Below are 23,198 nucleotides of genomic sequence, written 5' to 3'. Positions count from 1 at the left end.
AAATTTCTTTTTATGAAGCAGGTTCAGAGATTTTTGAAAAAATATCCACTTCTACTTGATTCTTAGTAAGGTCTTCAAAAGTTTCACGCTTACGGATTAAATGTGCTTCGTTGTTATGCCAAAGCACTTCTGCTGGACGGAAACGAGAATTATAATTACTGGCCATAGAAAAACAATAAGCACCAGCATTTTTGAAGGCTAAAATATCTCCTTCTGTAATTTCTAGAATTCTTCGATTTGTAGCAAAAGTGTCAGTTTCACAAATATATCCTACGATAGAATAAAAACGTTCTCTACCTTTAGGGTTCGAAATATTTACGATTTCATGATAAGAGTCATAAAACATAGGTCTAATAAGGTGATTGAAACCACTATCAATTCCAGCAAAAACAGTAGAAGTAGTTTGTTTTACAACGTTTACTTTCGCTAGAAAATATCCAGCTTCACTTACTAAAAACTTTCCTGGCTCGAATCCGAGAGTTAATTCTTTTCCGTATTCTTTACAAAAATCATTAAAACGCTTCGTGAGTTTTTCACCAAATTCTTCAATATTAGTTTCAATATCTCCTTCTTTATAAGGAACCTTAAAACCACTTCCGAAATCTATAAAATCTAGATTCTTGAAGTTTTTAGCAGTTTCAAATAGTATCTCACTAGCGTATAGAAACACGTCAATGTCCAAAATATCGCTACCCGTATGCATATGGATACCATTAATGTTCATGCCGGTATTCTCTACAATCCTTAGAATATGTGGAATCTGATGAATAGAAATACCAAATTTACTATCAATATGGCCTACAGAAATCTTACTGTTTCCTCCTGCCATTACGTGTGGGTTTATTCTAATGCAAACAGGTACATTCGGATGTTTTGTTCCGAATTGTTCAAGAATAGAAAGGTTGTCTATATTAATTTGAACACCCATTTCAGAAACCTTCTCAATTTCTTCCAAAGAAACTCCGTTGGGAGTAAAAATAATATTACTAGGCGAAACTCCTGCCTTCAGCCCTAATGCAACTTCTTGAATGGATACGGTATCTAATCCAGCACCTAATGAATTCATTAGTTTTAATATCGCAAGATTAGACAATGCCTTGACAGCATAGTTAAGTTTTACATGTTTCACCTGTTTAAAAGCGTTGGTTAGGCGTTCATATTGTGAAACAATTTTTTCGGAGTCATATACATATATAGGACTCTCAAATTCTTTTGCGATTGCTAATAAATTTGCGTTTTCCATTTTAATTAAAATTAAGGGTACGAAATTACCAATTTTACTATAGATTACCTCTAAGCGCCGCGTAATTAGTGTAAAATTATGTAAACCTAAAAAAAATAAGCTTCAAATAACGAATTTTCAATTTTTGAACCGATATGATACATAATAAGTAGTCATTATTTAGTATTTTTAAAATAAAAAATGTTGCCACTCTTCCCATTACAATTAGTAGTATATCCTGGAGAAAGACTACCACTGCATATTTTCGAAGAGCGATATCAACAGTTAATAACTGATTGTGAAGGTGAAGGAATCTCTTTTGGTGTACCAACTTATATTGATAAAGAATTGGAGTATGGTACCGAGGTCACCTTACAAAAAGTAGAAAAAAGATATCCTAATGGTTCTAGTGATGTAGTTTGTATAGGTACAAGAGTTTTTAGGATTAAAAGTTTTCATAAACAATTACCAGGTAAGCTATATGCAGGAGGAGAGGTTGAATACTTGGAGGATAGAGAGAATGGAGTAGAAGAACTTCAGGAAGAATTACTAAAAAACATTGCTATATTGTATGTAGAACTAACCATTGAAAAACCTCCAATTTTTAACATTCCATTTGTTAGTTATCAGGTAGCACATAAGGTTGGTTTGGCATTATATCAGGAATATCATTTGCTAAAACTAAGAAGTGAACTAGAACGTCTTAATTATCTTATTGGTCACCTTAAAATAACGATTCCTGTAGTTAGAGAAATGAATCGTGCTAAAGAAGTAATTAAGCTGAATGGACACTTTAAGAATTTTGATCCTTTGGATTTTGAAGATTTCGAGTTATAATTGAATTAAGGTTCAATTTCGGATAATTTTTGTAGTTAATTTTTAGAGAATGCGATGGCTATTTCAATATAACTTTTTTTACCACAAAAGATTGGCACAGTAACTTCACTTTTGCTATTTTTGGGACTCCTATTCAAAAGGTAAAAAATAAGACTATGAACTTACACGAATATCAGGGTAAAGAGATATTAAGCAGCTTTGGTGTGCGTATCCAGCGCGGTATTGTTGCACAAAATGCTAAAGAAGCAGTTGCTGCTGCAAAACAACTAACTGCTGAGACAGGTACTGGATGGCATGTGATCAAAGCACAAGTACACGCAGGTGGTCGAGGAAAAGGTGGTGGAGTAAAGCTTGCTAAAAATCTTCAGGAAGTAGAAGATATAGCAGGACAAATCATCGGAATGAATTTGATTACTCCTCAGACATCAGCAGAAGGAAAAAAAGTACATCAAGTATTAGTAGCAGAAGATGTATATTATCCTGGAGATAGTGAACCAGACGAATTTTATATTTCTGTATTATTAAATCGTGCTACAGGTCGTAATATGGTTATGTATTCTACAGAAGGTGGAATGGATATAGAAACTGTGGCAGAAGAAACTCCACATTTAATTTTTACAGAAGAAATTGATCCTTCGGTAGGATTATTACCATTTCAAGCTAGACGTATTGCTTTTAACTTAGGATTAAGTGGTGGTGCGTTTAAAGAAATGACAAAGTTCGTGATGGCATTATATACTGCTTATGTTAAATCGGATTCTTCTATGTTTGAGATCAATCCTGTTTTAAAAACAAGTGATGATAAAATCATGGCAGTTGATGCTAAGGTTACTATCGATGATAATGCATTGTATCGCCATAAGAATTATGTAGATATGCGCGATATTCGTGAAGAAAATCCAATTGAAGTTGAAGCTAATGAAGTAGGACTTAACTATGTTGACTTAGATGGTAATGTAGGATGTATGGTAAATGGAGCTGGTCTTGCTATGGCAACGATGGATTTAATCAAGCAAGCTGGTGGAGAACCTGCTAACTTTCTTGATGTAGGTGGAACTGCAGATGCTAAGCGTGTAGAAGAAGCATTTAGAATCATTCTTAAAGATGAGAATGTAAAAGCAATATTGATCAATATTTTTGGAGGAATCGTTCGTTGTGATCGAGTTGCTCAAGGTGTAGTAGACGCTTATAAAAATATGGGAGATGCTATTAATGTTCCAATTATTGTACGTTTACAAGGAACTAATGCAGATATCGCTAAAGAATTAATAGATAACAGTGGATTGGATGTACAGAGTGCTGTACAATTTCAGGAAGCTGCGGATAAAGTGCAAGCAGTATTAGCATAATATCTAATAGAGATTTATAATATATTTTGAAGCGATCCATATGTTGGGTCGCTTCTTTTTTTTACCAAATAATAGTATGGAAAAAAAAGTAGAACAAATAGTTGCTAAACTTACTATGATACCACATCCTGAAGGTGGGTTTTATAAAGAGACTTATAGAAGCGATGGCGTTATTCCAAAAGAAACTCTAAAAGATAAGTTTTCAGGAGATCGTAATTATTGCACCGGAATTTATTTTCTGCTTACTTCGGAAAATTTTTCAGCTTTTCATCGTATTAAACAAGATGAGATGTGGCATTTTTATGGAGGAAATTCGTTGTATGTGCATGTGATTACTCCAGAAGGAGTATATACCAGATATGCCGTAGGGATGAATCTTGATGTTGGTGAATCTCCGCAATTGGTAGTTCCGGCTGGTTGTTGGTTTGCTTCAAGTGTAAAGGATACTGAAGGATATTCCTTTGTGGGATGTACTGTATCACCCGGATTTGACTTTGAAGATTTTGAATTAGCCGAAAGAAGTGTTTTAACGAGTAAATATCCTGAACACACTGAGGTGATTTCACAATATACTCGTGCATAAAAAATAGTGCCTTTTGGTTTATTTATGAGTGCTTTTCTGTTGCTTCCAAAAGAAGGATAGGAAACAGATTTTTTTGATCTTTAGTTAACTTATATTAGTCATATAATTAGATCATTAATTGAAATAGATTAAAACAGATTAAAATAGTCTGATTTTAAATTAGGCGGAAACACTTGTAAAAACTATTTAGAAGATTATAAATTATGTACTTTTAATTAATTAAAATGAAATTAAAAAGTTATGATACCTGAGATAGAGAAATCATTAAATGACCAAATAAAATATGAAGCTAAAGCTTCTGCAGAATACCTTTCTATGGCTTGTTGGGCTGATGTAAATGGGTATAATGGAATAGCAGAGTTCTTTTATACACAATCCGAAGAGGAACGTGTGCATATGACTAAATTGATTAAATTCATTAATGAAAGAAACGGAAAAGCTGTAATCCCTGCTATTGAGAAACCAAGAGATGATTTTAAATCATTAAGAGAATTGTTCGAGATATTTTTAGAAAGCGAAGAATTTGTTACTGCACAGATCAATAATGTTATTTTCCAATGCTTAGAGCATAAAGATTATAATGTACATAATTTTATGCAATGGTATGTTTCAGAACAATTAGAAGAAGAAGCAACCGCTAGAACGTTATTGGATAAATTAAAGATTATTGGAGATGATAAGTCAGGTCATTACTTATTTGATAGAGATATCAATACTTTTCAGGCTGTTAAGCCGGTTGGAGAATAATGTAACTGATTGTTAATAAGTTACTGAAGAAAAACTAAAGATTCTTTTTAAAAGAGTCTTTTTTTTTTATTTTTGCGCTTTATTTAGATTCAATAAAAATTATATTATAGTGCAGAATTCAGGAATACCATCTTTATATTCACCGTGTGCGGCAATGAATTGCGAAGTTAGTTGTGGCGGGAAAAAGAAAAAATGTTGTAAAAAATACAAGAAAAAGGGTAAAAGTAATTGTAAAAGATGCCCTAAATTATAAGTTAACAAATTAGAATTATAGAATAAACCCCTAATAAGCATGTAACCACATGCTTATTTTTTTGTGCTTATTTTTTAGAACAAACAAACTGTAAATATAGTATCTGATGAATTTAATTTTATAATTGATTAAGAGTTTATTAGGATAGATTGCAAAAATGATTTTATAGATTAGTAGTGTATAAATTACTAGTCATTTAAAATGATAGTTAGGAAAACAATAAAGAACATATTTTTTCAAAGTATTTTTTTAGGATCACTGTTCTTTTTAAGTAGATGTTCTGTACCTGTAGAAGAGTTAAACGGGAGAGAAATTTTACAAAAAAGTAAAAAATATCATGATCCTTCGAATTTGTGGGGAGAAATAAGTTTTGACGTTTATATCCAAGAACCCAGGATAGCAAATCCAGTTCGATATTCTATTATAAAAATGAATAACATTACTGGTTCATTTGAACTTCAGCGGAATAGAGATCAATATGTGTCTACCCATATTGTAGAAGAGAATGGACTTACCAAGGTGTTATTAAATAATTCTGAAGCTATAGATTCTGTATTGGTGGCTAAATATCGATTACAACCAGAAAGAAGCAGTATATATCAGAAATTTTATCAAATAATGTATGGTTTACCGATGACACTGAATGATCAAACCATAAAAAGTATTGATGCTACCACAGTTGTTAATTTTAAGAATGAAAAAAGTTATAGCATTCAATTAGAATTAAAGGAAGCGGTGTTTTCTGAATTTTGGAAGATATATATAAGAACTTCAGATTACAAATTAGTAGGGTTAGAGATTGTATTTCCGAATGAACCTAAAAAAGGAGAGCGATTATATTTTGAAAAAGATTTTAATTATAAAGGAGTTATTATACCAAGAATTAGACATTGGCATGAATATCATGATGATAGCTATTCAGGATCAGATATAATTATCAAAAGTATTTCAAAATAACTCAGTAAAACCCAATTAAAATAATAATCTAGTTAAATAAATTATACATTTAAAATCATCAATCATGAAAAATTTTCTAACATTATTTTTACTACTTACAATCACTGTCACAGTAGCACAAGAATCTGACCGTAAACTGGTAGAACAAACAGTAAATTATTATTTAGAAGGAGGTACGAACAATGATTTTGAAACCCTTAAAAAAGCGTTTCATAAAACGGCTACAATGAAATATATTAATGATGGTTATCAGGAGGTCAATGCAATCGATTTTTTTAAGAAAGTAATGAAACCTGGGCCTAAACAGGATAGAAAAACCAGTATTGCGAGCATTGATATTTCTGGTCATGCAGCCAGTGCTAGGTTAGAAATAGAATACGCTACTTTTACATTTATAGATTATATGAATTTGCTAAAAATTGACGGCGAATGGAAGGTTGTTAGTAAGATTTTCTACAGAAAACCACACGATAAAAAATAAGTATATCAATTTGAATTTATACTGCCATATTTATTCTAATGTTCTTTTTTTATAGATAAAGAATGAAGGGATATGTAACACTATGAGTTTTAGTAGGTATTATATAATAGATACTCATCAGTTTTAATTTATAAAGATGCATGAAGAAATTCCGGAATAATGGGGCCGTTGGCGCTTTGTTGGATGAATACGAAAAAACAATTTTAGAGTTGAAAGAAACAATTACTAGTGTTACAAATCAGCAGTTAACAATAATTATTGATCATAAAACCAGGGATCCTGATTGTAGATCTATCCAAACAATTTTATCACATGTGATAAGAGCTGGATATGGATATGCTATTCAGGTAAGAAAATCCTTGGGAGAAGAAATTGATTATATAGATGCAAAGCTACTTAATTCAGTAGAAGAATATAAAAAAGCATTAAATGCAATGTTTACGTATAATGAACAGCTATTTGAAGAGTATTCAGATTTAAAAATAGAAGAATACGATAATGAAAAAAAGATGCTAACACGATGGGGACAACTATATGATATCGAACAGTTAATGGAGCATGCCATTGTACATGTTTTGAGACATAGGAGGCAAATAGAACGCTTTTTGATTGAAATGTAAATCTTAGGAATCTTTAGAAAAGTTTCGAATTTTTATAATAACTCTGCGGAAGAAGCATTTTGTTTCGGGGAGTTGAGAAGTATTATTAATAACATTTTTAGGAACTGTCAAAATTTAAAAAATAATGAAATTCAAAATAATAAAGACACTCTTTTTCTTTGCTATACTGCCTATATTGGGATATGCCCAAAATAACGAAAAATCTCTTTTATATTTAAATCAAAAACCTCCAGGATTACAACCAGAAGTTTTTGCTCCTAATATAATTTCTAAACCTTCAGAATCAGAGTTTGGTTCTGTCTTCTCTAAAGACGGTAAAGAGTTTTTTTACGGAGTAGATATAAATGGCAAATCAGAGATTAGATATACTAGATTAGAAAAGGATTCTTGGACTGCACCAAAAGTAATTGTATCGGACTCAAAATACGGTTTTAATGATCCATTTTTATCGCCAGATGAATATAGATTATATTATATATCAGATATGCCACTTAATGGAAAAGGAAATGGAAAAGACCATGATATCTGGTATTCCGAGAAAAAACCTTATGGATGGTCTAAGCCTATAAATGCAGGAGCGAATATTAATTCTGATCGTGACGAATATTATATGTCATTTACGGATAATGGTACTATGTACTTTAGTTCAAATAGTAATTCAGAAAATAATAATTTTGATATATATGCTTCAAAGAAAGTAAATAGTAAATTTCAGAAACCAGAGAAATTGAGTGATGGGATAAATACCAAAAGCTATGAAGCAGATGTATTTGTAGCTCCAGATGAATCTTATGTTATTTTTTGTGCAAGACGCAAAGAAGGACTGGGTAGAGGAGATCTGTATATCAGTTTTAAAAATGAAGATGGAAGCTGGACTAAATCTAAGAATATGGGAGCTCCTATTAACACAAAAGGACATGAACTATGCCCTTTTGTAACCAAAGATGGGAAATACTTTCTTTATACGAGTAATCAGGATATTTATTGGGTTGAAGCTTCTATTATTAATCAATATCGAGAGAAACACTGATATATTGCGAAATATGTCCTTTCTGCTTTTGATTCATCGGATGGTATGATGAAAATGGACAAGGTCTAAGGATATAAAAATTGTTTCCTAAAAGAGGCATATTTTTAGGTGACTTAAATTTCATTATTGGTAAAGCAATTTAAAATTATTTCAAAAAAATCATAAAGCTTGTTAATTTTCGATGGGCTTTCTTTAGATTTGTACTATACCCTCCCTTTTTCTGACGACTAACCTATCTTATATCAATAAAAAAAGTAATATCATTTATGATCAGATATGTGTTAATCATAGTTGTTTTTCTTTCAACTAAAATCTATGCCCAGGAAAACAAATTCAATGAACTTTTATCTTTGTTTGAAACTCCTAAAAAAGAAATTCCGTTACCGTTAGCGGAGACGTATTTTAATTTCCAGCCAACAGAAAGAGCGAATAAACTATTAACAGGAAAAATAGTCGTTAAGACAGATACCTATGTTATACTATCAACTATTTTAGAATGTAACATAGGTGGTAGTTGTGAACAATCTTCAATAACTTCATTTAGTAGCATTGGAGAGCGAATTGAAAGTATAGCATACGAGAGGACGATAGCTGATTGTTCTTTTGACGATACAAGAATTTCTGTTTTTACCTCAGATGATTTGTTAGTTTTTAAGGAAACAAGAGAAAAATTGGATTGTTTAGGTGACGGGAAGCAGATAGGCGTAAAAGTATGGCTCGAGTTTCAGCCAATAAAAGAAGATGGCACATTTTCTAAACCTTATACAGACCTAAAAGCTGTAGAGAGAGAGAACTATATATTCTCTTATAGAGTTTTTACGAGAGATGAGCTAGATCATAAAACTGAAGAAGAATTGGCAATTATCAAAAATGAGATTTTTGCCTCACATGGATACATGTTTACTAAAAAGAAATGGCAAGATTATTTTGAGTCAAAAACTTGGTATATTCCATCTAATACCGACGCAGTTAATAAGCTAACAGAGATAGAGAGAAAAAATGTTGAACTGATTTTAAGTATGAGAGAATGAGAATTATAGCGATATTTATACTGATACTGTTTTCTCAGGCATCTTATGGTCAAACAAGGACTATACACGTTTTTGTTGCACTATGTGATAATATAAATCAAGGCATTGTTCCAGTACCAAAGAAGATTGGAAATGGTCAGGATCCTAATAATAATTTATATTGGGGAGCAGGTTATGGTGTGAGGACTTTTTTTAAAGTTAAAACCAGAGATTGGCAACTGGTAAGAAATGTATCATCTAGTAATCCGGATATACTAGAAAGACTTTTATTTAAGCATGCGACTAAAGATGTCTATATGTTAGCAGAGGCATATGACGGAGCTAAGATTAAAAACAGTATAGAAGATTTTTTGAAATCATCAAATGGTCAGATGCCAATACAAATAAAAGAAAAAGATAAGATGTTAGATTTCGGAGGAGGATCAGATTTATTGGCGTTTATTGGACATGATGGTTTGATGGATTTTGATGTGAATGTATCCTATAAAGAATCCGTTACAAAAACAAGAGATGTGATTATTCTAGCTTGTTATAGCAAAAGCTATTTTTCTCCAGAGATTAAAAAAGCAAAGGCAAATCCGATATTGTGGACAACACATCTTATGGCGCCGGAAGCATATACGCTAAAAGCAGCGATTGATGGATGGATAGTCAAAGAATCCGGAACTCAGATAGATGAGAGAGCAGCACAATCATATCATAAATACCAAAAATGCGGTATTAGAGGTGCCAGAAATTTATTTACAACAGGATTTTAGACTTTTCCATAGATCTATATTTTTTAGCATTCTTAAACACTATAAACCATTGTGATAATTCCCTTTTTTCAGGGGGTTAATTGATTTTTTTTAATAATATTTTTGAGTATAACGAGATAGAAGAAATTTTAGAGTAGTAACAATACTCTTTTTTTTACCTATATTTCTATAATGAATAGTACGATGATGTATTCATTTCTATACTAAAACTAACATGGCTGACAATCAAGAGTACATTAATGAACTCCTTCAAAAGTTGGATATACTTTCCAAAAAACAAGAAGGTTTTTACAGAGAGATATTAAACTTAAAACAGGAAATAAATAGCTTTAGAACTTCTGAACAGCAAAAAGAAACTCCAATTACAAAAGAGGAAATAACCTTGCCTATTGCTGAACCAGTAAAGGAAACTATTGAAGAAGTTATTACTCCTATAGAACATGTAGTAAAACAACAACCTGTGCAGCCTATTGCTAGACCCGTAGTCAAAAAAGTTGCAAAACCAAAAGGGAAATCTAACTTAGAAAAATTCATAGGAGAAAACCTGATAAGCAAAATTGGAGTGATTATTTTGGTAATTGGTGTAGCTATTGGAGCAAAATATTCTATCGACAATGACTTAATAAGCCCGTTAACAAGAATCATACTAGGATATCTTACGGGTATTGGTTTGATAGCAGTTGGGATGAAACTAAAGAAGAAGTATCATAATTTTAGCGCAGTCTTGGTCAGTGGTGCGATAGCGATATTATATTTCATCACCTTTATGGGGTATAGTTTATATGATCTTTTTCCGCAGTTGTTTGCATTTATATTGATGTTGTTATTTACCGTCTTTACTGTATTTGCAGCGATACAATATAATAAACAAGTGATTGCCCATATAGGATTAGTGGGCGCGTATGCGGTTCCATTTTTGCTGAGTGAAGGATCAGGACAAGTAGCGGTATTATTTAGTTATATGGCGATCATTAATTTTGGGATCCTATTCATAGCACTACAGAGATATTGGAAGCCATTATACTATGCTGCTTTTTTCCTTACCTGGTTGATTTACTTTGGTTGGTATGCTTCAGATTATGAAATTGATATTCATTTTGAACTGGCATCTATCTTTTTATTGGTATTTTTTGCTACATTCTATTCTATATTCTTAGTATATAAACTCAGAAAAAAAGAGAAGTTTGGTACAGGAGATGTTATACTTCAGCTGATTAATGCGTTTGTTTTTTATGGAATCGGATTCTCTATATTACAAGAACATCCAGTAGGAGAACAATTATTAGGCCTGTTTACTTTGGCGAATGCAGTTATACATTTTGCGGTGAGTGTCTTTATTTATAAATTAAAATTAGCGGATCGCAATCTGTTTTATTTTACATCAGGAATGGTATTGGTATTTATCAGTATTGCATTTCCCGTGCAATTAGATGGTAATTGGGTGACACTTTTGTGGGCTGCAGAAGCCGCTTTGTTATTTTGGATCGGGAGAACCAAAAAAGTACCTATCTATGAAAAACTGGCATATCCAGTGATGGCATTGACCTTTTTTAGTTTGGTTCAGGATTGGTGGTTTTATTATGTAGAATACACGTATGCTTCATTTGAACCAGAAACCGGAATGACTCCGTTTTTTAATATTTCTGTACTTACGTCGTTACTATGTGCAGTTTCGTTTGGATATATTTTGTATGTGTCTCACAGCGAAAAACATCCGTTTCCGTGGCCAAAATTTAAGACTTTGGGGAATTTAATTTCTTTGTGGATTTCGGCTATGTTTCTGTTCGTTTTGTACATGACTTTTTTCTTAGAAATCATAGAATATTGGAATGACTTTGAGGATAGTAGGGATGAATTTCGAGGTATTTGGTTGATTAACTATACGTTGATTTTCCTAACCATCTTATCTTTTGTAAACATCAAAAAAATCAAGAATATGGTTTTTGGGTATATCAATATCTTCCTTAATCTATTCGCCTTGCTTATTTTCTTGGCAAACGGATTGTACATACTCAGTGAATTGCGAGAAAGTTATCTAGATCCGACGCCACTCCAATCTGGTGAAGCTGGTTTTTATTACATAGGGATCCGATATATCTCATTGTTTTTTAGTATTGGATTATTGGTAGCCTGTTATCAATATGTGAGGCAAGCGTTTCTGACAAGAACATTTAAGATCGCTTTTGATATTGTATTACAAATTGCTGTCATTTGGATGATTAGTAGTGAGTTAATTCATTGGTTGGATATGGCCGGCTATGCATCTTCAGATAAATTAGGATTAAGTATCCTTTGGGGAGTATATGCATTATTACTGATTGTCTTAGGGTTCTGGAAGAATATAAAACATATACGTTTGATCGCATTTATACTTTTTGGGGTCACATTAATAAAATTATTTCTCTATGATATATCACATCTTAATACGATTTCTAAAACTATCGTATTTGTATCTTTAGGACTGTTATTATTAGTTATTTCGTTCTTATATAATAAATACAAACATATTATTACAGATGAGGTTAAAGATTAATATACTGGGTTGTGTACTTTTATTCATCTGTTCTACTATATATGGGCAGATCGATAGCTATGCGTATAAGAGAGAACTAAAAGGTATTACCGATAACTGGCATCGCATTATGTTGCCTGATGAAATGTTTAAAAACGTATCACAGGATCTTTCGGATATTAGAATTTATGGAATTACAAAAGAAAACGATACGGTAGAAGCTCCTTATATTTTGAAACAAAACCAGAAGAAAAGATCTAGTAAACAGGTTAATTTCGAAATTATAAATAGAGCAACGACAAGCAAGGGATCTTTTGTAACATTTAAGATACCATCAGAACAGGCAATTAATCAGATTAGACTATTTTTTAAAGAGGATAATTTTGATAGGTTAGTTAACCTAGAAGGCAGCCAAAATCTTAAAGAATGGTATTCGATCATAGATGAATATCGGATCCTTTCGATCAAAAATGAATTGACAGCCTATTCATTCACAAGCTTGAAACTGCCTGATTCTAAGTATCAATATTATCGACTTTTTATAAAAGGAACTGCGGCACCAGAGTTAAAGAATGCTCAGATCACCATGCAGGAAACAACAGAAGGTGATTATAAGATGCATGCAATTAAATCGATGCGTACTGAAGAGAAAAAACAAAACCGAAGTACGGTAATCGATATCGATTTACAAACGGCAGTTCCGGTTAGTTATATAAAAATAGAAGCAAGTAACAATTTTGATTATTATCGATCGGTACGTATAGAATACCTTAGGGATAGTATACAAACACAAAAAGAGTGGCGCTATACCTATCAGAATCTTAGTTCGGGAATTCTAAATTCTATAGAGGAAAATGAATTTAGATGTAATAGCACGATTACGGACAAATTAAGAGTGATTATTGATAATCAGGATAATGAACCACTTACAATAAGTACTATTCAGATAAAAGGATATACGTATGAATTAATTACACGATTTACAACACCTGCGACCTATTATCTGACCTATGGAAATGCTAGAATTGGTAAACCTTCGTATGATCTACAATATATGTCTAATATAGTTCCAGAGAAACTGAAACCAATAGGACTAGGAACAGAAGAAGGTATTGAGAAGAAAGGAGTGAAGGTCGTTACACCACTTTTTGAAAACAAAATCTGGTTGTGGGCAGTGATGGGTGTTATTATTGCTTTATTGGGTGGGTTTACGCTGATGATGATGAAAAAGAAGTAAGGCTTCTAACTATAGAAGAACTATTAGGTGAGAACGTGTGTCGAGAAAAAAATCGAATAGGATGTCCAAATACCAAAAATCACTTCGTTATAGAACTATATAAACCATAAAATATACAGATTTATGAAACAATTTATGTTCCTTTTTAAAGGCGGAGACGACGTTTGGGATGCTAAATCCGAAGAAGAACAAGGTGCGCACATGGAAAAGTGGATGCAATGGATTGGGCAAATGGCAGAACAAGAAAAATATGTTGGAGGTGAACGTCTTTATCCAGCCGTAAAAACTATTCATCCTGGAGGCAAGAAGGTTACCGACAGATCTTTTGCTGAAGCTAAAGAATTAGTAGGAGGTTATATCACCGTAATGGCGGAAACATTAGAAGAAGCAACCGAAATGGCAAAAGGATGCCCTGGATTGCAATGGGAATCTTCTGTAGAAGTTAGAGAAGTTTGGCCAGATGAGGCTTAATCGGAAGTGTAATTAAAAAAGAGAAATGATGAAAGAATTTTTGATGTTGATAAGAGGAGGGCAAGAAAAATATAATTCTGTATCTCCAGAAGGTATGCAAAAACATATGGAACACTGGCAACAATGGATGGGTGGATTAGCAAAGGAAGAAAAATTGGTAGGTGGACAACCTTTAATGAATGAAGGTAATACCATGACCGAAGGAGGAAATAAGGTTACAGACCGTCCATTCGCAGAAGGTAAAGAATTGGTAGGTGGATATCTTCTTATCAAAGCGAATTCATTAGATGAAGCAACGGAAATAGCAAAAGGTTGCCCAAGTTTCGAATATGATTGTAGTGTAGAAGTTCGTGAGATAGCACCAATGGGATAACTGTTATAGTTGGAATCTAGAGATCACATAGATACTACCTTAAACCATCTTTTTAGACAAGAGTCTGGAAAGATGGTTGCTGTTTTGATTAAAATTTTCGGCACCGAGAATATTGAAATGGCAGAAGATGTAGTGCAAGACGCATTGGTTAGTGCTTTAGAAACCTGGAAGTTTAGAGGAATACCAGATAACCCTAAAGCCTGGTTATATCGAACCGCACGAAATAAGGCAATTGATATCATAAGAAGAAAAAAACATAGTAAAACTATAGATTTTTCAGATCCGGAACGAAAACTATTAACTTCAGAATATACATTGGCTAGTACGATGGATAATTTTTGGAAAGAACAACATATACAAGATGATTTCTTAGGAATGATGTATGCCTGTTGTCACCCAGATATTTCTTCCGAAAATCAGATTACTTTTATTCTAAAGTCCCTTTGCGGATTTAGTACGAAAGAAGTTGCACGATCTTTTCTCACCTCAGAAGATACGATCTCTAAGCGATTATACCGAACCAAAGAATACTTTAGAAAACATAAAATACGACCTAGAATACCATTTCCAGAAGATATAAACACCAAGACTAAAGTAGTATTAAGTGCAATTTATCTGATGTTTAACGAAGGATATAATGCTACACATGATGACCAATTGATACGAAAGGATTTACTTTCACAAGCCCTATGGTTATGTAAATCTTTGTTGGATAATGAACGCACCCAATTGCCAGAAGTGTACGCTCTGATGGCTTTAATGCTTTTTCATACAGCTAGAATAGATAGCCGAATTAGCGATCAGGGAGAATTAATATTGCTTTCTGATCAAGATAGAAATTTGTGGAATAAAGAATTAATAGCTAAAGGCAGTAATTATCTGAATCAATCAGCTTTTGGAGAATCTTTATCTACGTATCATTTAGAGGCAGCAATTGCTTATCAACATTGTACAGCGTCTAGTTATGCTACAACCAACTGGAAAGAAATACTGAATTATTATGATCTCTTACTAACGATAGATAATGATCCCATAGTTTTTTTGAATAGGAGTTTAGTGATTCTCGAACTAAACGGCCCTGAGGAAGTATTGAAAACAATACAAAAAATAAAGAACCATAAGATAATGAGTACATATTATTTGTACCACGCTATTTTAGGAGAAATACACGAACGATTGATGCTACCTAATAAGGCGGTTGAGTACTATCAACAAGCAATTGAACTAACACAATCTAAACTAGAACAATCATTATTACGAAAAAAAATAGGACGTATTCTTAATTAGATATAGGGTTATGATTTTCGATAAAACTTTTTAGAATTGAATACATTAGTATTTAACTTTTTAAAAGTATTTTTCTTGTGCAATATTATTACTGGCAATCTTTCATGGATTCATAATAGTTGCGATATTCGTTATAGCTTATTTTTTTTCTTCCTTTTTCAAGGACAATTGTATTTTGACTGGAGAATGCTGAGAAAGAAATTGTTTTCTTAGGAAACCCTTCTATTACTATTTCGAAATAGCTGTTTGGTGTAATCTTATCGGTATTAATTTCCATACTAAATTTACCATCATAATCAGAAAAAGCATATGCACAAGAAGAATCTGTGAGTTGTAATTTCACAACAGCAATAGGTACAATCGATCCATCTGGTTTTTGGATAACACCTTCAATTGTTTGCACACCAGTCGTCTTAATAGAAGTTTCAGAAATTAAGGCTGCACTAGTACCTTCTTTATCCGTTCTCGTATTACCAGAAAGATCTTCTATGGTCCAATTATCAAGTTTCTGCCCTTTTTTATAGGTTCCTTTTACAATAACACCAGATGCATCTTGACGCCAATAATCCCCATGTTTTTTCCCATTCTTATAGTTGATCTTTTCTTTAGAAGTCCCTTTAGTAACATTCCATAAGCCTATTTTTTTGCCTTTTTCATAATACCCTTCTTCTGTAAAAGTAAAGCCGTTATCCGAATTATAATAATATCCATTTCTTTGATTATCCTCATAGTTTTCTACTGTTGATAAATCCAAAGTTCCCTTTTTTCGGAAAATCAAAAAATGTACCCATTCTCCATGTTTTTTTCCTTTTCGATATTGAATTTTATGTATGGCGATCAGTTTTTTGTCTTTAAATTCTCTTACATAATATTTACCATCAAGTTCGTTTTCTTGATCTACTTCAATAAGCTCAGTGTATTCATCTTTAGTGAGTTCTATATAACCTCCCTGAATAGGAGTTTGTCCCTTTGTGATAAAAGTAACAAGTAGTAAACCAATAAAGATAATGTGTGAATTTTTCATTGTTTTGATGAGTTGGATTTGCGTAATATTTTTCCCTTTGACGACTAATAAAGTTAACTTTTTTTTGTTGTTTTTCAAATAGTCTTGATCCAAAATGGACCTTTTGTTTATTATAGATCAAAGACAATACCAATTTGTTACCTTTTATGATAATCAGAATAAAAAAACAAAAACTCTTTTTATCTAGCTATCATTCTTGGTCAAGAGGATACTTTCAATCCATTTTAAATAATTATTGATATATAAAATAAAGTAGATATAATAGGCAAGAATCAAAATCTAACAAACAATCAATGGTATTACCGTAAATGATATAAAATTATTATTCGTAGCTTTACAACTAACGAAGAGGTGTTAAATGATAATAATACTAAATTATTTCTGGCATCATCTTTGTTTATCAATAAGTAATTAATTTAAATTTTAACAATGAACAAAGGAACAGTAAAATTCTTCAATGACGCCAAAGGATTTGGATTCATAACAGAGGAAGGTTCAAACAAAGAACATTTTGTACACATTTCAGGATTAGTAGACGAAATTCGTGAAGGCGATGCAGTTGAATTTGATCTACAAGAAGGTAAAAAGGGTTTAAACGCAGTAAATGTAAAAGTAATTTAATATATACTACATAACTTTTTTAAAACACAAGCCTATCAATTTTGATAGGCTTTTTTTATGTTATGAAAGTCCTGTCTGGAAATAAGTATATATAAAATAGCCTTATTAAGAAAAATCGCTAGAATACATTAGTAATTCTGATTTTACTGCAGGATAATTGATAGTTGTTTTTTACTTATTATAAATCTATCTTCTTAAGGCATAACCGCCAGAAGAAGGTAATTGTTTTATAAAACTCATAATAAGCTTAAAATTCAATTTAAAATGTGTTTGTAAAAATCCCATAATATACTTTTTTAATATAAAACGCATAACTAGATAATATACCCTACCTCTAATAGTAGTTAACAATGAAGGTTCTTAGCTGTCTTATTAAAATTGAAATCGAATATTTGAGAGTAATAGAAATGATAAAAATAAAGAGTATGCAGGTGACAATCAGTATTATTTTAGCATCTATAATGTAAAAAATATGAAAGAGCAATTGAATAATCCATTACACGGAGTTAAGTTGGTAGATATTTTGGAATATCTGGTATCTGAATATAGTTGGGAAGAATTAGCTGAGAACATAAATATTCAATGTTTTAAAAACGACCCATCTGTAAAATCCAGTCTTAAATTTCTAAGGAAAACACCTTGGGCAAGAGAAAAGGTAGAGCGATTATACCTTAAATCGATTAAAAAATAATCGTCAACAATCATTGTGTTTAAAAACAGGTAATTTTTCCAATATATCCTCTCATACAGCTAACTGTTCGAATGACAGTAATCCTATGCTAAAAAAATAACAATTCTATAAGTTATTGATCGTGATGCGCAACTATTTTTTTGAAAGCTAATTTACAGTATTAAAAAAAAAAAATATTTTTTTTGAAATGTGATGTAACAATTTGTAACCTTTTGCATCAAAGGGAAAATCAAAAACAAAACATCATGAAAAATTTTAGAGTTACACTCATTTTATTCGCAATCGTTAATCTAGCTTTTAGTCAGGCACCTGCAATTACTGTGGAGGTATCAGGAAACGGAAATCCCATTCTGTTTTTGCCTGGTTTTACCAACCCAGGTTCAATTTGGGATGAAACTGTAACTCATCTAAAAGGTAATCATGAGAATCATTTAATATCATACGCAGGGTTTGATGGTAATGCTCCGATTGCGATGCCTTGGTACGATACCATTAAAAAGGAATTAATCACATATATTAAAAAAAAGAAGTTAACCAATGTAGTTATTATTGGTCATAGTATGGGAGGAAATCTTGCAATAGATTTAGCGGCAACGTTACCTAATAGGATAAAAAACCTCGTTATTGTAGACTCCATACCATGTATGCGTGAATTAATGATGCCGGGTGTTCCAGAAAGCCAGATTCAATATGAAAGCCCTTATAATAAGCAAATGCTGGCTATGAATGAGACTCAGTTTAAGCAAACAGCCATGATGATGGCTCAAAATATGACAAATGAAAAGGATAAAGTTGATGCGTTACTTAACTGGATACTAAAAGCCGATAGAGAAACATATGTGTACGGATATACAGATCTTTTGAAATTAGATCTTAGAAAAGTACTGAATCTGGTAATGGCAAAAACTTTGATTTTAGGAGCAGCTTTTCCTACAATAGAAATTGCAAAAGAAAATTATGAAAAACAATATGCCACTTTATCTAATAAAACTATAGAAATGATACCGGATAGCAAACATTTCATTATGTTCGACCAACCAGAATTATTCTACGAAAAAGTAAATACGTTCTTGGTAAATGAGTAAGAAGAATCAAGAGTTTTTCCAAACGATATACAAGCAATGTTATCCCATGGTAGTACAAATGTGTCTGGGTTATATGAAAGGTGATGCTGATTTAGCCAATGATCTAACACAAGAAATATTTATCAACATCTGGAATGCGATGGATAGTTTTAAAGGTAAATCTACTCATAAGACTTGGGTATATAGAATTACTGTTAATACTTGTTTACAATATATTAGAAAAGAAAAAAACAAGAAAAAGGTATCTATAGAGAAAGTAGAACATGCACTGACCGAAGAATCTTATGAGGCCACTTCGGATCAAAATCATAGTTTATATCGCGCTATAGGTACGTTAGAAGAATTAGATCGATTATTAATTATGATGGTTTTAGATGGACAGGGTTATGATGATATATCTGAAATAATGGGTATAAAATCGACGAATGTAAGGGTGAAAATTCATAGGATAAAAAAAAGACTTAAAAAAATATTGGATCATGAGTAACGAATTTGAAGCATTGCAAAATCAATGGCAAAAAGATCAAAACAATATTGAGAACCCAGAAGATAACAATGGTTTGTTCTCATCAATAAGAAAAAAGAAAAGCTGGAGTACACGGTTTCATTATGGAAATATCCTTGTGTTATCCATTGTTTTAATAGGAATAATTGTTTTTTTCCATTTTGTGGCTCCCGTGAGAGCGATATTAAGTAGAGTAGGAGTAGGATTGATGATAGGTGGGTTATTCCTGCGAATTGTAATTGAAATCATTAGTGTATCTAAAGCAAAAAAAATAAATATGGTGGATGATGCCTTACAGACGACTAATGATACTATTACTTTTTATAATTTTAGAAAAACTATTCATGGACCAGTAACGCTTGGTATCATAAGCTTATATACGATAGGTTTTTATATGATTACTCCAGAGTTTAGTTTGTATTTTGAAACCTGGCAAATGGTTTTAATTGATGTTTCTTACATCATCGGTGCGATAATTCCTTTTATTGCTATCCGAAAAAATATTAAAAAAGAAATAAGAATTTTGTTAGAAATCATTGAGTTAAAAAAGAAAATGATAGAATAGACTAAGAGACAAAACTATAGATCAATTAATCAAGTATATCAATCTACCATCCATATGATCTGCTACCTTGCCATAGGCAATCAAAGACCCACCAATCGTCCAACGTTTAGAAGATCCAATGCTATACCAAAATGAATACCGCTGGTATAACCAATTTCTCTGAATGTTTTTTGGACGAGTTAGGTAAAAGCCAAACTGCTGTAGAAAATAAAAATGACCAATAGAAAAATGATGCCCTGCTGTAATTGCCGAGGAAAAAGCAGAATCATTGATATTTTGTTGTTTAGCGATCTCTCGGTCAGAATAATCATACCAAAACTCTATTCCCGCATTTAACCCATTGATACCGGATATAGGTTTTAGGATTCCGCCCATAAATCCAATCAAAAGATGATTAGTGGCTTCCGCCTCTCTATCAGATGATCGCAAACTAGCAAATGAACCCAAGTAATAATCCAGAGATGTATCATAAGAACGCAAGGATCTGGGTTTTCTTTTTAAAGGAGTATTATTAATTACTTTATCGATTCCTATAGACAGCGTTGGGAAATTCATTCCTTTATTAGGTTGCTTCTGTCCTCCATTAGAAATGTGATTATAGTTAGTAGATAGGTTAATGGAATAGTTGTTATTGATATGATAGTTAAGATTAAGAGATAAAGCTAAGTAAAAGCTAAAATTTGTGCTAAAAAGTAGATTCTCAGGATTTGTTTCTTCATCGAATTTTTTATCGAGATATGTGATTCCTATAGAACCTCTCAAAGAAAATTTAAAAGGACCTTGATATGTGAAATAAGGCTCTACGAAGTACATTAAATTGTAAGAACTACCTAAAATCTTGGGATTTGCATAATTAAAATATGCAAATGAAACACCACTCCTACCATAACAGAAACAAGTTTTCCAAGCCTTATCGCTTGTCTTTAACCAACTGTATTCCACTTGCAGACCATAAGGATTTGTTTGTGAAATAGGTTTTAATTCTGGTGAATGTGCTATGATGAAACCATAATGCGATTTTACTCCATAAAAAGAAGGATTTACTTGTGCTCCAAGAACAGTACAAATGAATGTTGTCACTAAGAATCCTATAATCTTTTTCATTGTAAATCAATGTGTTATTAAATTTACTGAAAATTACGCTGGGTTAAAATGGAATATTGAATTTATTCTAATACGCTAAAGGTTACTCGTTAACACGGGAAATTTCAGTATGCAATTAGAATTATTAGTACATTAGTAATATTATAAAACTATAACTTGAAACCAATCAAAACCATTGACGATGTCATCAGTTCTTTAGATGATATCATTAAAACATCACAAACTAGTAATAACCCATTAGGATATTTTGCGGCTTTATATAGAAGAGTTACCATTAAGGTTAAAGAAGGAATCGCGAATAATTTTTTTGATGATGGTCCAAGAATGGAAAAACTTGATGTAATCTTTGCCAGTAGGTACCTAGATGCATATACCGCATATCAGAATAATAACCCGATTACAGATTCTTGGAAAATTGCTTTTGATTTATCTAAAGATTATTGGCCAATAGTTTTGCAGCACCTATTGATTGGTATAAATGCGCATATTAACTTGGACCTGGGTATTGCTGCAGCCGAAGTGTCTAAAGGAAAAAATATTGAAGACCTGAAAAGTGATTTTGATAAAATCAATGAGATTCTATCATCTTTGGTAATCGAGGTAGAAAATGATTTGGCAGATATCTGGCCAACACTAAAAAAAATCCTAAAATTTCTTCGTAAGGCAGATAACTTTTTTGTCGATTTCAGCATGGAACTGGCTAGGGATGGAGCTTGGAAATTTGCAAAACAGTTAGCAGGTACACCTGAGGATCAATTAAAATTATATATCACAGAAAGAGATCAAAAAGTAACAAAAAATGGTTCAATAATAACGAACCCCGGATTTATTGCAAGAGTTATTTTGGGAATTATTAGAATAGGTGAACGTGGTTCTGTTGCTGATAAGATTGAAGATTTGATAGCATAATTTGTGATCAATTAGCTTAACTTTAAAGACAAAACTTCCTTTTTAATAAGATATTTAATTAGTTTTAAAACATCATTTTAATAATAAATAACACTATGAATGAATTTATGCAAGCTGCGATAGATGAAGCTAAAAAAGGACTAGAAGAAGGTGGTGTGCCTATTGGATCAGTCATTGTATATGAAGACAAAATTCTCGGTGGTGGTCATAACAAAAGAGTACAGCAAGGTAGTGTAGTATTGCACGGAGAAATGGATGCTTTCGAAAATGCAGGAAGACAACCAGCAGCTGTTTATAAGAAATGTACTTTATATACCACTTTATCACCTTGTCCTATGTGTACGGGTGCGATACTATTGTATGGAATCCCCAAAGTGGTTATCGGTGAGAATAAAACGTTTTTAGGATCTGAAGCATTATTAAAAGAAAATGGAGTAGAAGTGATTGTTCTAGATAACAAGGAATGTGAAGATTTGATGAATACATTTATAAAAAATAAACCCGAAATCTGGAATGAAGATATTGGGGAGTGAATCTAATCTAATATTATGGTACTTCTTAAAAACGTATTTGAAAAAACAATGTTCCTATTAGTTGGGATTATCTATCTGATTTTTCATTTTTTTATTGCAGGAGTAAGGTTCCCAACTGGAATTAATCAAACAGGTGGATGGGGTTCAAATATTATGAACTTATTCTACTTTTTTGAACCTTCTTTGTGGTTGTTTTTTTTAGTTGGATATGGAATATTACAACTCATAAGAATAAAAACCAGAGAAGTCTTATCCATAATTCATGTAGGATTAATAGTTTTATCCTTAATTATTTCTTCTAAAAATATTCAATTCGAAATCATTCTGGTTGTTGGGTTAATTTCTTTGATTATTTTTATCGCAAATGTGGTCTTATCGATTAGAAACAGGAATTCTAAACTTTAGATATCTAG

The 23,198-nt window shown here is 32.0% G+C and carries 26 protein-coding genes; 23 read left to right on the top strand and 3 right to left on the bottom strand.

From position 1 onward, the window contains the following. Positions 1–10 precede the first annotated feature (10 nt). Entirely contained in the window at positions 11–1,243 is a 1,233-nt protein-coding gene (gene lysA, locus Q0975_RS13820; protein WP_299437611.1) for a diaminopimelate decarboxylase, read from the bottom strand. Positions 1,244–1,423: 180 nt separating this feature from the next. Between lysA and Q0975_RS13815 the strand changes: the two genes are divergently transcribed. From Q0975_RS13815 to Q0975_RS13745, 15 genes are all read left to right on the top strand, one after another. Further along, positions 1,424–2,059: an LON peptidase substrate-binding domain-containing protein gene (locus Q0975_RS13815; RefSeq protein WP_299437609.1), complete on the top strand. Its 636-nt coding sequence runs from the start codon at positions 1,424–1,426 to the stop codon at positions 2,057–2,059. Positions 2,060–2,214: 155 nt separating this feature from the next. Further along, positions 2,215–3,408, top strand: coding sequence for an ADP-forming succinate--CoA ligase subunit beta (gene sucC, locus Q0975_RS13810; RefSeq protein ID WP_299437607.1), 1,194 nt, complete (start codon positions 2,215–2,217; stop codon positions 3,406–3,408). Positions 3,409–3,484: 76 nt separating this feature from the next. Beyond that, on the top strand, positions 3,485–3,991 hold the full coding sequence (locus Q0975_RS13805; protein ID WP_299437605.1) for a cupin domain-containing protein: 507 nt from the start codon (positions 3,485–3,487) through the stop codon (positions 3,989–3,991). A 240-nt stretch (positions 3,992–4,231) separates the two neighbouring features. Further along, the gene (locus tag Q0975_RS13800) at positions 4,232–4,738 is read left to right on the top strand and encodes a ferritin (RefSeq protein WP_299437603.1); all 507 of its coding nucleotides are present in this window, start codon (positions 4,232–4,234) and stop codon (positions 4,736–4,738) included. 454 nt (positions 4,739–5,192) lie between these two features. Further along, positions 5,193–5,948, top strand: coding sequence for a DUF6503 family protein (locus Q0975_RS13795; protein ID WP_299437601.1), 756 nt, complete (start codon positions 5,193–5,195; stop codon positions 5,946–5,948). A 64-nt stretch (positions 5,949–6,012) separates the two neighbouring features. Further along, the gene (locus Q0975_RS13790; protein ID WP_299437599.1) at positions 6,013–6,429 is read left to right on the top strand and encodes a nuclear transport factor 2 family protein; all 417 of its coding nucleotides are present in this window, start codon (positions 6,013–6,015) and stop codon (positions 6,427–6,429) included. A gap of 140 nt (positions 6,430–6,569) precedes the next feature. Then, positions 6,570–7,049 (top strand): DinB family protein, encoded by a 480-nt coding sequence (locus Q0975_RS13785; RefSeq protein ID WP_299437597.1) that lies wholly within the window; start codon positions 6,570–6,572, stop codon positions 7,047–7,049. 124 nt (positions 7,050–7,173) lie between these two features. Then, the gene (locus Q0975_RS13780; protein ID WP_299437595.1) at positions 7,174–8,079 is read left to right on the top strand and encodes a hypothetical protein; all 906 of its coding nucleotides are present in this window, start codon (positions 7,174–7,176) and stop codon (positions 8,077–8,079) included. 266 nt (positions 8,080–8,345) lie between these two features. Further along, positions 8,346–9,110, top strand: coding sequence for a YARHG domain-containing protein (locus Q0975_RS13775; protein WP_299437593.1), 765 nt, complete (start codon positions 8,346–8,348; stop codon positions 9,108–9,110). Continuing rightward, positions 9,107–9,868, top strand: a complete 762-nt coding sequence (locus Q0975_RS13770; RefSeq protein WP_299437591.1) for a hypothetical protein — start codon at positions 9,107–9,109, stop codon at positions 9,866–9,868. The genes Q0975_RS13775 and Q0975_RS13770 overlap by 4 nt, the downstream gene beginning before the upstream one ends. A 214-nt stretch (positions 9,869–10,082) precedes the next feature. Beyond that, positions 10,083–12,401 carry a DUF2339 domain-containing protein gene (locus Q0975_RS13765; protein ID WP_299437589.1) on the top strand — a complete coding sequence of 773 codons (2,319 nt, stop codon included), beginning with the start codon at positions 10,083–10,085 and terminating at the stop codon, positions 12,399–12,401. Further along, positions 12,385–13,617, top strand: coding sequence for a DUF3999 family protein (locus Q0975_RS13760; RefSeq protein ID WP_299437587.1), 1,233 nt, complete (start codon positions 12,385–12,387; stop codon positions 13,615–13,617). The genes Q0975_RS13765 and Q0975_RS13760 overlap by 17 nt, the downstream gene beginning before the upstream one ends. A 123-nt stretch (positions 13,618–13,740) precedes the next feature. Beyond that, positions 13,741–14,088 (top strand): YciI family protein, encoded by a 348-nt coding sequence (locus Q0975_RS13755; protein WP_299437585.1) that lies wholly within the window; start codon positions 13,741–13,743, stop codon positions 14,086–14,088. A gap of 25 nt (positions 14,089–14,113) precedes the next feature. Further along, positions 14,114–14,461, top strand: a complete 348-nt coding sequence (locus tag Q0975_RS13750; RefSeq protein WP_299437583.1) for a YciI family protein — start codon at positions 14,114–14,116, stop codon at positions 14,459–14,461. A 9-nt stretch (positions 14,462–14,470) separates the two neighbouring features. Then, the gene (locus Q0975_RS13745; RefSeq protein WP_299437581.1) at positions 14,471–15,748 is read left to right on the top strand and encodes a sigma-70 family RNA polymerase sigma factor; all 1,278 of its coding nucleotides are present in this window, start codon (positions 14,471–14,473) and stop codon (positions 15,746–15,748) included. An 88-nt stretch (positions 15,749–15,836) separates the two neighbouring features. Here the strand turns inward: Q0975_RS13745 and Q0975_RS13740 are convergent, their stop codons facing one another. Continuing rightward, on the bottom strand, positions 15,837–16,772 hold the full coding sequence (locus Q0975_RS13740) for a hypothetical protein (protein ID WP_299437579.1): 936 nt from the start codon (positions 16,770–16,772) through the stop codon (positions 15,837–15,839). A gap of 429 nt (positions 16,773–17,201) precedes the next feature. Here Q0975_RS13740 and Q0975_RS13735 point away from each other — a divergent pair, with 429 nt between their 5' ends. The 5 genes from Q0975_RS13735 (at position 17,202) to Q0975_RS13715 (ending at position 20,239) form a co-directional block, all read left to right on the top strand. Then, positions 17,202–17,393 (top strand): cold shock domain-containing protein, encoded by a 192-nt coding sequence (locus Q0975_RS13735; RefSeq protein WP_091410689.1) that lies wholly within the window; start codon positions 17,202–17,204, stop codon positions 17,391–17,393. Between the two features lie 472 nt (positions 17,394–17,865). Beyond that, complete coding sequence (locus Q0975_RS13730; RefSeq protein ID WP_299437577.1) at positions 17,866–18,084, top strand: VF530 family protein; 219 nt, start codon at positions 17,866–17,868, stop codon at positions 18,082–18,084. A gap of 245 nt (positions 18,085–18,329) precedes the next feature. Then, entirely contained in the window at positions 18,330–19,169 is an 840-nt protein-coding gene (locus tag Q0975_RS13725) for an alpha/beta hydrolase (protein WP_299437575.1), read from the top strand. Continuing rightward, positions 19,162–19,656 (top strand): RNA polymerase sigma factor, encoded by a 495-nt coding sequence (locus Q0975_RS13720; protein WP_299437573.1) that lies wholly within the window; start codon positions 19,162–19,164, stop codon positions 19,654–19,656. The genes Q0975_RS13725 and Q0975_RS13720 overlap by 8 nt, the downstream gene beginning before the upstream one ends. After that, positions 19,649–20,239, top strand: a complete 591-nt coding sequence (locus tag Q0975_RS13715) for a hypothetical protein (protein WP_299437571.1) — start codon at positions 19,649–19,651, stop codon at positions 20,237–20,239. The genes Q0975_RS13720 and Q0975_RS13715 overlap by 8 nt, the downstream gene beginning before the upstream one ends. Positions 20,240–20,260: 21 nt before the next feature. On the opposite strand, the gene Q0975_RS13710 is transcribed toward Q0975_RS13715, so the two are convergent. After that, complete coding sequence (locus tag Q0975_RS13710; RefSeq protein ID WP_299437569.1) at positions 20,261–21,343, bottom strand: acyloxyacyl hydrolase; 1,083 nt, start codon at positions 21,341–21,343, stop codon at positions 20,261–20,263. 156 nt (positions 21,344–21,499) lie between these two features. On the opposite strand from Q0975_RS13710, the gene Q0975_RS13705 reads away from it, so the two are divergent. From Q0975_RS13705 to Q0975_RS13695, 3 genes are all read left to right on the top strand, one after another. After that, positions 21,500–22,252 (top strand): DUF5995 family protein, encoded by a 753-nt coding sequence (locus Q0975_RS13705; protein WP_299437567.1) that lies wholly within the window; start codon positions 21,500–21,502, stop codon positions 22,250–22,252. 95 nt (positions 22,253–22,347) lie between these two features. Further along, the gene (locus Q0975_RS13700; protein ID WP_299437565.1) at positions 22,348–22,785 is read left to right on the top strand and encodes a nucleoside deaminase; all 438 of its coding nucleotides are present in this window, start codon (positions 22,348–22,350) and stop codon (positions 22,783–22,785) included. 15 nt (positions 22,786–22,800) lie between these two features. Then, positions 22,801–23,190: a hypothetical protein gene (locus Q0975_RS13695; RefSeq protein WP_299437563.1), complete on the top strand. Its 390-nt coding sequence runs from the start codon at positions 22,801–22,803 to the stop codon at positions 23,188–23,190. Positions 23,191–23,198 lie beyond the last annotated feature (8 nt).

The organism is uncultured Aquimarina sp. (assembly GCF_947500065.1).
In the GTDB taxonomy this organism is placed as follows: Bacteria; Bacteroidota; Bacteroidia; order Flavobacteriales; family Flavobacteriaceae; genus Aquimarina.
The sequence above is the reverse complement of the archived record's forward strand: the minus strand, read 5'-3'. Positions and strand labels throughout refer to the sequence as shown.